This is a genomic window from Micromonospora sp. S-DT3-3-22, assembly GCF_015354745.1.
GTDB classification, from domain to species: Bacteria; Actinomycetota; Actinomycetes; order Mycobacteriales; family Micromonosporaceae; genus Micromonospora; species Micromonospora wenchangensis.
In genome coordinates, this window is sequence record NZ_JACGMO010000012.1 from 80,207 (window position 1) to 88,795 (window position 8,589).

General features: G+C 75.8%; 10 protein-coding genes. 4 read left to right on the forward strand and 6 right to left on the reverse strand.

Annotated elements, in window-relative coordinates; translation table 11 throughout:
- Positions 1-12 precede the first annotated feature (12 nt).
- From H1A17_RS05535 to H1A17_RS05545, 3 genes are all read left to right on the forward strand, one after another.
- Complete coding sequence (locus H1A17_RS05535; RefSeq protein WP_194821237.1) at positions 13-696, forward strand: alpha/beta fold hydrolase; 684 nt, start codon at positions 13-15, stop codon at positions 694-696.
- A 176-nt stretch (positions 697-872) separates the two neighbouring features.
- Positions 873-1,247 (forward strand): UBP-type zinc finger domain-containing protein, encoded by a 375-nt coding sequence (locus tag H1A17_RS35285; protein WP_145919290.1) that lies wholly within the window; start codon positions 873-875, stop codon positions 1,245-1,247.
- A 27-nt stretch (positions 1,248-1,274) separates the two neighbouring features.
- Positions 1,275-1,847, forward strand: coding sequence for a hypothetical protein (locus H1A17_RS05545; RefSeq protein ID WP_194821238.1), 573 nt, complete (start codon positions 1,275-1,277; stop codon positions 1,845-1,847).
- A 103-nt stretch (positions 1,848-1,950) separates the two neighbouring features.
- Here H1A17_RS05545 and H1A17_RS05550 read toward each other — a convergent pair whose 3' ends face one another.
- From H1A17_RS05550 to H1A17_RS05575, 6 genes are all read right to left on the reverse strand, one after another.
- Entirely contained in the window at positions 1,951-3,480 is a 1,530-nt protein-coding gene (locus H1A17_RS05550; protein WP_194821239.1) for an RICIN domain-containing protein, read from the reverse strand.
- Between the two features lie 185 nt (positions 3,481-3,665).
- Entirely contained in the window at positions 3,666-4,148 is a 483-nt protein-coding gene (locus H1A17_RS05555) for a hypothetical protein (protein ID WP_194821240.1), read from the reverse strand.
- Positions 4,145-5,263 carry a molybdopterin-dependent oxidoreductase gene (locus H1A17_RS05560; RefSeq protein ID WP_309236707.1) on the reverse strand — a complete coding sequence of 373 codons (1,119 nt, stop codon included), beginning with the start codon at positions 5,261-5,263 and terminating at the stop codon, positions 4,145-4,147. The genes H1A17_RS05555 and H1A17_RS05560 overlap by 4 nt, the downstream gene beginning before the upstream one ends.
- Before the next feature lie 50 nt (positions 5,264-5,313).
- Positions 5,314-5,955: a class I SAM-dependent methyltransferase gene (locus H1A17_RS05565; protein WP_168222452.1), complete on the reverse strand. Its 642-nt coding sequence runs from the start codon at positions 5,953-5,955 to the stop codon at positions 5,314-5,316.
- On the reverse strand, positions 5,952-6,629 hold the full coding sequence (locus tag H1A17_RS05570; RefSeq protein ID WP_240762811.1) for a DUF2064 domain-containing protein: 678 nt from the start codon (positions 6,627-6,629) through the stop codon (positions 5,952-5,954). Before H1A17_RS05570 ends, H1A17_RS05565 begins: the two co-directional genes overlap by 4 nt.
- Positions 6,626-7,285, reverse strand: a complete 660-nt coding sequence (locus H1A17_RS05575; protein ID WP_088646821.1) for a glycosyltransferase family 2 protein — start codon at positions 7,283-7,285, stop codon at positions 6,626-6,628. Before H1A17_RS05575 ends, H1A17_RS05570 begins: the two co-directional genes overlap by 4 nt.
- A gap of 143 nt (positions 7,286-7,428) precedes the next feature.
- Here H1A17_RS05575 and H1A17_RS05580 point away from each other — a divergent pair, with 143 nt between their 5' ends.
- Positions 7,429-8,481 carry an NAD(P)-dependent oxidoreductase gene (locus H1A17_RS05580; RefSeq protein WP_240762813.1) on the forward strand — a complete coding sequence of 351 codons (1,053 nt, stop codon included), beginning with the start codon at positions 7,429-7,431 and terminating at the stop codon, positions 8,479-8,481.
- The last annotated feature ends 108 nt before the right edge of the window (positions 8,482-8,589 follow it).

The window sequence follows — 8,589 nt, forward strand, 5'->3', positions numbered from 1 at the left end:
TAGGTTGACGGTATGACGGATGAACGGATCGTCCTGGTCGGTGGTCTCTGGCTCGACGCCCTGGTGTGGGACGGCGTGGTGGCCGAACTGGCGCGGCGCGGCCGGCACGCGGTCGCGGTGCGCCTGCCCGGCCAGGGTGACGGGAACACCACGGCGACGCTCGACGACCAGGTCGACGCGGTGCTGGCCGCTGTCGACGCGGCACCGGGCGGGTCGGTGGTGGTGGGGCACTCGGCCGCCTGCTCCCTGGCCTGGCTGGCCGCCGACGCCCGCCCCTCGACGGTGCGCAGGGTGGTGCTGATCGGCGGGTTCCCACCGGCCGACGGGGACTCCTACGCCGACTTCTTCCCGATCGAGGACGGCGTGATGCCCTTCCCCGGCTGGGCGCCCTTCGAGGGCCCGGACGCGGCCGACCTCGACGACCGGGCCCGGCGGGAGTTCGCCACCGCCGCCGTCCCGGTGCCCGAGCAGGTCGCCCGGGGGACCGTCCGGCTGACCGACACCCGGCGGTACGAGGTGCCGGTCGTGCTGGTCTGCCCCGAGTTTTCCCCGGCCCAGGCACAGGCCCTGATCGACGCGGGTGACCTGCCCGAACTCGCCAAGGCCCGGCAGGTCGACCTGGTCGACATCGACTCCGGGCACTGGCCGATGCTCAGCCGGCCGGTCGAACTGGCCGGCATCCTGGCCGACCTCTGACGGGTCCGCCGCGCACCCGGTGGACCCTGCCGGGCGCGACGGGTGACCCGGCGGCACCGGGCGACGGTGAACGGGGGCGCACCGGTGCGGCCGGCTCACCCGGCCGGGGTGAACGGGGGCGGGACGCCACGGCGACGGTCCGGGTACCGTAGCCGGCGAGTCGAGAGGAACGCCGCGTGCAGGATCAACCCGAGCCGCTCACCGCGACCACGGTGGGGATCAATCCGGCAGCGCCGCCCAGCGGTCCCGGCTGCGTCGAGTGCGAGTCGTCCGGCGGGTGGTGGTTCCACCTGCGCCGCTGCGCGGCCTGCGGCCACGTCGGCTGCTGCGACTCGTCGCCGGGCCAGCACGCGACGGCGCACGCCGCCACCGAGGGGCATCCGGTGGTGCAGAGTTTCGAACCCGGCGAGGACTGGTTCTGGGACTATCCGGCGGACCGGTTCCACCCGCGCGGCCCGGAGCTGGCCCCGCCGCACTCGCGCCCGTCCGACCAGCCGGCCCCCGGCCCCGAAGGCCGGGTACCGGGGGACTGGAAACGTCGGCTGCACTGACGGGCGTGCCCGGCGGGAACGGTCCGTTTGGCTCTCCGGCCGGCCGGGCAGAACGCCGTGATGACCGCCGCCGGTGACCCGCCCACCATCGAGTTCCGTCGCTCCCGCAGGCGTCAGGTCGCCGTCCTGGCGGTGGCCGTGCTGACGGCGGCGCTGGCGGTGGCGGTGGCCAACCTGGTCTCCGGTGACCCCTGGTGGGACGGGCTGTGGACACCCGCGCTGTGGATCCTGGCCCTCGGCCTGCTGCGCGGGGCGGCCCGTCCGTCGTCCACCGGTCACCAGCCGCAGCTGCCGCTGCGGCTCACCGCGGACCACCTCGAGGTGGCCGGCCCGGGTGAGCGCACCCTGGTCGTCGGGTGGTCGAACGTCGCCCGCGCGGAGATCACGGGGCGGCTGTACCCGGTCCTGGTGATCGAGCCGGCCGACCCGGAGCAGACCATCCCTCCGCTCGCCCGGTGGGAGTGGGCGGTCGCCGGGCAGAGCCGGCCGTACGAGATCCGGGTTCCACTGGTCCACCAGCGCCCCGGCCGTGACCTGCTGCGCCGGGAACTGGCCCGTCGCCTGCCCGGCCCCGCCGCCGGCGACCGACCCGCCCGGTAGGGCCGGTTGCCACGGTCGCGGGTCACCGGCCCACGGGAGGCCCGCCGCCGCACCGACCCGCCCGGGTACGCGGGCCGGGCCGGTACGGCGGCGGGGTGGGACGTCAGACGGCCGTGCGGGACCACTGCTGGTTGGCGCCGGTGTTGCAGGCGTACTGCTTGAGCACCTGGCCGTCGGCGGTCGACGAGGCCGGCACGTCCACGCACTTGTTGCTGTGCCGGGCCCGGAGCTGGAAGAAGCTGCCGTTGGTGACCATCTGGAACTGCTGGTTGGTGCCGCTGCCGCAGGTGTACTGGATGAGTTCGGCACCGTCGGCCGTGGAGGCGCTCGTCACGTCGAGGCACTTCCCGCTGTGCCGGCTGACCAGCCGCCACCAGCCGCTGCCGGCGTCGACGAACTGCCACTGCTGCCAGGCGTTGCCGGCGTAGGTGTACTGGCCGACCCGCGCGCCGTTGTCGGTGTTCGGCTGCTGGACGTCCATCGCCTTGCCGCTGTGCCGCACGGTGACCCGGTAGTACGTTCCGCTGCTCGGCGGGGGAGTGGTGGGGCCGTCGCCGACGGTGTCGCCCCACCCGTAGCGGACCCGGTCGGCCCCGGAGGGGTTCCGGACGCTCAGGTTCAGGTCGGTGCCGCTGCCGCTGAGCGCGTACATCGAGTACCAGTCGTAGCCGATGGTGCCGGGCTTGCCGCCGAGGGCGGGCCAGTAGGTGCCACCCATCTGGTTGTCCCGCATCACCTGGGCCATGGCCCGGATGTGCCGGACGAAGTTGTCGGTGCTGTTGGCGTCGGCGTAGTTGCGGCCGTCGTTCATCGGCGCGCCCCACTCGGTGGCGACGGCGCGGGAGGCGCAGTTGCCCAGGCGGGTCTGGATGTGGCTGCGGAAGGCGTCGTAGCTCATCTCGCTGTAGAAGAACGCGTAGTGGTGGAAGGAGAGCAGCGTCGCGTTGAACCGGCTGTCGTTGCAGATGTCCCGCAGGTCCTGGCTGAAGCCGGTGCCGCCGATGAGCACCCGGCCGGGCGCCGCCGAGTAGTGGTAGCTGAGCCAGTTGGCGGCCACGTTGCGCCACTCCGCCGAGCTGTAGCCGTGCGGCTCGTTCATCGGTTCGAAGTAGACGTTGGGGTTGCTGCCGTACGTGTTGGTCACCGTGGACCACATCGCGTTCCAGGCGGCGAGGTTGGTGATCCGGCCACCGGAGGCGGCGCCGTCCTCCCAGTACGCCAGGATGACCTTGAACCCGCGTGCGGTGGCGGCGTCGACGGCCCCCCGGTACGCCTCCCACCACGCCGTCCCGACCGTGTGCGTGTTGATCGGCAGCCGGACGGTGTTGACCCCCATGGTGGCGGCCATGTCGTCGTAGAGGGCGTTGGCCTTGGCCCGTACCGTCGCGTTGCTGTCGGAGGCGCTGAGGCCCTGCACGACGAGCGGGCCGGTGCTGAAGTTGTCGCCCAGCACGGCCCAGTTCATGCCACGGAACCCGCTGGTGGCGGCGGTGGCCGGGGACGAAACGACGACCGCGCCGCCGACCATCGCGGTCGCCACGGCGGCCAACGTGACCAGCAGCCGGCGGAGCGGGCGGTGTCGCCGCGACGCCGCTGAGGGCGTCGTGATCCGGGTCGGGGAGTGGTCGGTCACGGGATCGGGCCTCTCTGGTCGGGACGTCGCGCCGATATCGCTGTTAGCGCTAACATTGGCGCGCCGCGACCGGTGCCCTGATTGTTGCCTGCGTGTTGCAGACAAGTCTCAGCGATCGCTTCCGGGGTGTCAAGAATCGACGAGCATCGTTCGATGGGGTGGTGTCGTCGCCGGGCGGCACCCGGTCAGGGCGGATCGACACGCCCCGGCGGGCCCTCGTCGTCGGCCCGCGACGCCACCCCCGCCCCGTCCCGACCGGCCGTGCGCCTGCGGTGCCGCAGCTCCACCGCCAGGCACCCCACTGCCGTCGCGGCGGCGACGAGCAGCAGCACCACGGCGAGATTACGGCCGTACGGCAGCGGCAGCACCGAAGGATCGTCCGGCGGCCGACCGAAGCCCAGCACCAGCGGCAGCGCCACGACGGTGAGCGCGGCGGCACCGACCGCCCCGGCCCGCACCACCGGCCGGTGCCGGCGCGGGACGAACCGGGCGAGCAGCGCCCCGACGGCCAGCAGGCCGGCCATCCAGACGACGTCGTGCCCGACCAGCACCCCGGCCAGGAACACCAGCACCCCCGCCGGGGCCAGCTCCGGGTCGGTCAGTGCGCCCGCCACGGCGTACCCGATGAGCAGGGCGCCGGCCGCGACGAGCGCCACCCGGGTCCTCACCCCGCCTCCCGTACGACGATCCGGCCGACCCACTTGGTCTGGAGCACGCCCGGCCGGTTCGGGGCGATCAACCGGGCCGGGTAGCCGTGGTCGGGATGCAGGGGCTCCCCGCCGAGCCGCAACGCGACAAGCGTCGCCGGGTCACCCACGTGCGCCGGCCCGACCGTCGACACCCGGTAGCGGCCGGCCGCCTCCAGCGACTCGACGCGGACGCTCGCCCGGTCCGGGTCCGCCCCGACCAGCGCGACCAGGTCCCGCAGCCGCACCCCCGTCCACCGCCCGGTCGCGCTCCACCCCTCCACACAGGCGATCGGCAGGTCGGCGGTGTGCTGCGGCAGGGCGTACAGGGCGGCGAGATCCAACGCGACCCGTCCGCCCGGACCGTCGAGCACCAGCCGGTACGCCGGATCCCCGACGTCCACCCCGGCCCGGCGGGCGGTCCGGTTCACCGGCAACCCCTGCGGGCCGACGTCCGGCCGGCGCGGGGCGAGCACCGCCAGGCCGGACAACGGCCGTACGGTCTGTCCGACCGTGGTCAGGGTGATCAGCCCGGCCGCGGCGGCCACCCCGGCGAGCAGCCCGCGCCGGCTGAGCCGCTCCTGCGGCGACTCGACGCCCGGGCGGGCCAGCGCGGCCCGGACGGCCGGCAACTGCACGCCGACGTGCACCAGCAGCGCACCCACCGCCAGCCACGCCACCCGGTAGTGCCCGGCGGTGAAGAAGAACGGCATCGGCGCGTACCAGCGGGCGACGTTGAACACCCCGCCGACCACCTCGAACAGGGCCGCGGCGACCAGCACACCGACGCTTGCGCGTTCGACCGCGTGCGCGACCGACCGCACCGGCGGCCAGCGGAACAGGTGGTGGTAGACCGACCACAGCTTGGCCCCGAGCAGCGGCACCGTGGCCAGCCCGGTCGCCACGTGCAGCCCCTGGGTGAACCGGTAGAGCCCCACCGGCCGGGCCGGCCACCGGAACCAGCCCGGCGGGTGCTGGATCAGGTGACTGAGCAGCCCGGTGAGGAAACAGACCGCGAACGCCACCCCGAGCGCGACGCCGAGCTGGCTGGTCAGCCGGGTCGACCGCTGCGGGGACGGGAACCGGTCGGGGCGCACCGATCCCGACCACCGTCCGGCGGGCCGCCGTGGCACCGCCTGCCGGCCGCTCACCGGGGGCCGAGGGTGGCGAACCAGCGGCCCGCCTCGGTCCAGGTGTCGCGCACCCGCAGCGCCGTCGCCCCGGCCAGCGCCGACAGACCGTCCAGGGGTACGCAGGCCCAGGGCAACGGGCCGTCCGCGCCGCCCGGCGTCCGCACCATGGCCGTACCGGACCAGGCCGGTGTCCCGGGTGGCGCGAACTCGACGTGCAGCCGACCGTCGGCGGCCAGCAGCCGGCGGCACCGGCGCAGCAGCCGGTACGGGTCACCGCCGATGCCCACGTTGCCGTCGGCCAGCAGCAGGTGCCGCCACCGCCCGGCCCCCGGCACCGGGCCGAAGACGTCCCGGCGCAGGGCCACCGCGCCACGCCGACGGGCCAACCGGACGGCGGTGGCGCTGACGTCGATGCCGAGCGCGGGCCGCCCCGCGTCGATCAGCGCACCGGTGAGCCGGCCCGGTCCACACCCGACGTCGAGGGTCGGGCCGGTGCACCGGGCCAGCAGCGACGCGTCCCCGGCGACGGTGTCCCGGCACCAGAGCGCCGGGTCGAACCGCAGCACCCCGCCGCTCGGGTGCCGGGCGGTGAACGCGGCGGGGACACCCGACGCGGCCCGGTCGAACACGGCGTCGAACAACGCCACCGCGTTCATCCGGCCACCGCCGTGGGCGACGGGACGTCGACGGCGACGGCGCGGGCGAACCGGCTGCCCGGCGGGCACAGCGCCGCCACCGCGTGGGCGTCGACGGCGGTGTCCACGTCCCGCAGCCGGGGCAGCAGGTGCACCCGCAGGCCCCGGCGGCGCAACGCGGCCAGGGTCAGCGCGCCGGTGCTCGCCACGGAGGTGGGGACCGTCCGCAGCACCGTGGCGTGGCCGGGGTCGCGCAGCCCCAGCGTCCACCAGCCGCCGTCGTCCGCCGGCCCGAGCACCGCGTCCGGCCCGTCCGCCCGGCCGAGCAGGTCCCGCGCGGTGTCCAGGTGCGCGGCGGTGAGCTGCGGGGTGTCCATGCCGACCAGCAGGGTCGCCGCGCCCCCCGCCCGGGTGTCGACGAACGCGTGGGCGAGCCGGTCGGCGAGCGGGCCACCCCGCTGGGCGAGCCGCGTCCAGCCCGGCGGAGCCGGCAGGTCACCGTCGACGACCAGCACCCGGGCGTCGACCGTGGCCGTGGCGACGGTGTCGAGGGTGTCGGCCAGGGCCGCCGCGGCGACCCGGGCGGCCTGCGCGGGCGTGCAGGGCGGGCAGAGCCGCGTCTTGACCCGGCCGGGCACCGGCGTCTTGGCCAGCACCAGCACCCGCAGGGCGGTCGGTGGACGGTGGGCGTTCACCGGGCCAGCACCGTGCCCATGTCCCGCACGGCGCGGGCGGTGCCGAGCACGGTGCCGGTCACCTTCGACCGGGTGCCGGCCGCCCGGGGGTGGTAGTCGACGTCGACCTCCACCACCCGCCAGCCCGCCCGACCGGCCGCGATCAGCAGCTCCAGCGGGTAACCGAAGCGGCGGTCCCGCAACCCCAGGGCCAGCAGGTCGTCGCGGCGGACGGCCCGGATCGGCCCGATGTCGTGGACGTCGAGGCCGGTGGTGCGGCGCAGCCGGTGGGCCAGCACGGCGTTGCCGACCCGGGCGTGCCACGGCCACACCCCACGCCCCGTCGGCCGACGCCGGCCGGTGCCCAGGTGCGCCGCGCCGGACCGGACCGGATCGGCCAGCCGGGGCAGCTGCGCCGGGTCGAACGACCCGTCGGCGTCCAGCACGCACACCACCCCGTCGACCGGGTCGGCCGCCAGCACCCCGGCGTGCACGGCCGCGCCGTACCCGGGCTCGGCCACGCTGATCACCTCGGCCCCGCAGGCCCGGGCCACCGCCGCCGACCCGTCGGTCGAGCCGTTGTCCACCACGATCGGCCGGTAGCCGGCCGGCATCCGCGCCAGCAGGTCGGGCAGGGCCGGGGCCTCGTCGCGGCAGGGAAGAACCACATCGGTCATGCAGCGGGACGCTAGGGCACCACCGGCCCGGAAATTCTTACCTGACGATGACGGAATCCCCGGCCGCCGCGCAGTTCTTACGAACCCCTGACGGCTGGTCGTCGTCGCGGCGCGACGCCGGTCACCGGCCCTACCGTCGGCGGGTGACCCACGTACTCGTCACCGGCGGCGCCGGTTTCATCGGCACCCATGTGGTGACCGCCCTGCACGACGCCGGCCACCGGGTGACCGTGGTGGACTCCGGCCACCCCGGCGCGCACCGCCGGCCGCTACCCGACACGGTGGCGGGCGCACCGCTGCTCCGGATCGACGTCCGGGACCGGCCCGCCCTCGCCGACGTCCTGGCCGACGGGGTCGACGCGGTGGTGCACCAGGCCGCCATGGTCGGCCTCGGCGTCGACCTCGACGACCTGCCCGAGTACGTCGGCTGCAACGACCTCGGCACCGCCGTGCTGCTCGCCGCGATGGCCCGGGCGGGCGTGCACCGGCTGGTGCTGGCCAGCTCCATGGTGGTCTACGGCGAGGGCGCCTACGCCTGCGCCGGGCACGGTCCGGTGCGCCCCGCACCGCGTACCGTCGCCGACCTGGCCGCCGGCCGGTACGAGCCGACCTGCCCGCGCTGCGCCGCCACGCTCACCCCGGGGCTGGTCGACGAGGACGATCCGCTCGACCCGCGCAGCGTGTACGCCGCCAGCAAGGCCGCCCAGGAGCACCTGACCGCCGCGTGGGCCCGGCAGACCGGCGGCGCGGTGGTGGCGCTGCGGTACCACAACGTCTACGGGCCGGGGATGCCCCGCGACACCCCGTACAGCGGGGTCGCGGCGATCTTCCGGTCCGCGTTGGAGGCCGGCCGGGCGCCCCGGGTCTTCGAGGACGGCGGGCAGCGCCGCGACTTCGTCCACGTCCGCGACGTGGCGGCGGCCAACCTCGCCGCGCTGGACGCGACCGGCACCGCCACCGGCTGGCGGGCGTACAACGTGGCCTCCGGCCGGCCGGCCACCATCGTCGAGGTCGCCACGGAACTGGCCGGCGCCGCCGACGGGCCGCCGCCCGTGGTCACCGGCGAGTTCCGCCTCGGCGACGTGCGGCACGTGGTCGCCTCGCCCGCCCGGGCGGAGACCGAACTCGGGTTCCGGGCCGCCGTGGGGCTCGCCGAGGGGATCGCCGAGTTCGCCCACGCCCCCCTGCGCGGGTGAGCGGCACCCCCGGCAGCCGTCCGGCCCGGGTGCCCGACACCCGTCCGGTTCCACCCGCCGGCACGGACCGCCGCCGGGTGGAACCGGACGGCGGCCCGCGCCGTCGCC

Excerpts from the sequence above, each read along its gene's own strand:
- H1A17_RS05565 (WP_168222452.1), bottom strand. The coding sequence starts at position 5,955 with ATGAACGCGGTGGCGTTGTTCGACGCCGTGTTCGACCGGGCCGCGTCG.
- H1A17_RS05535 (WP_194821237.1), top strand. The coding sequence starts at position 13 with ATGACGGATGAACGGATCGTCCTGGTCGGTGGTCTCTGGCTCGACGCC.
- H1A17_RS05575 (WP_088646821.1), bottom strand. The coding sequence starts at position 7,285 with ATGACCGATGTGGTTCTTCCCTGCCGCGACGAGGCCCCGGCCCTGCCC.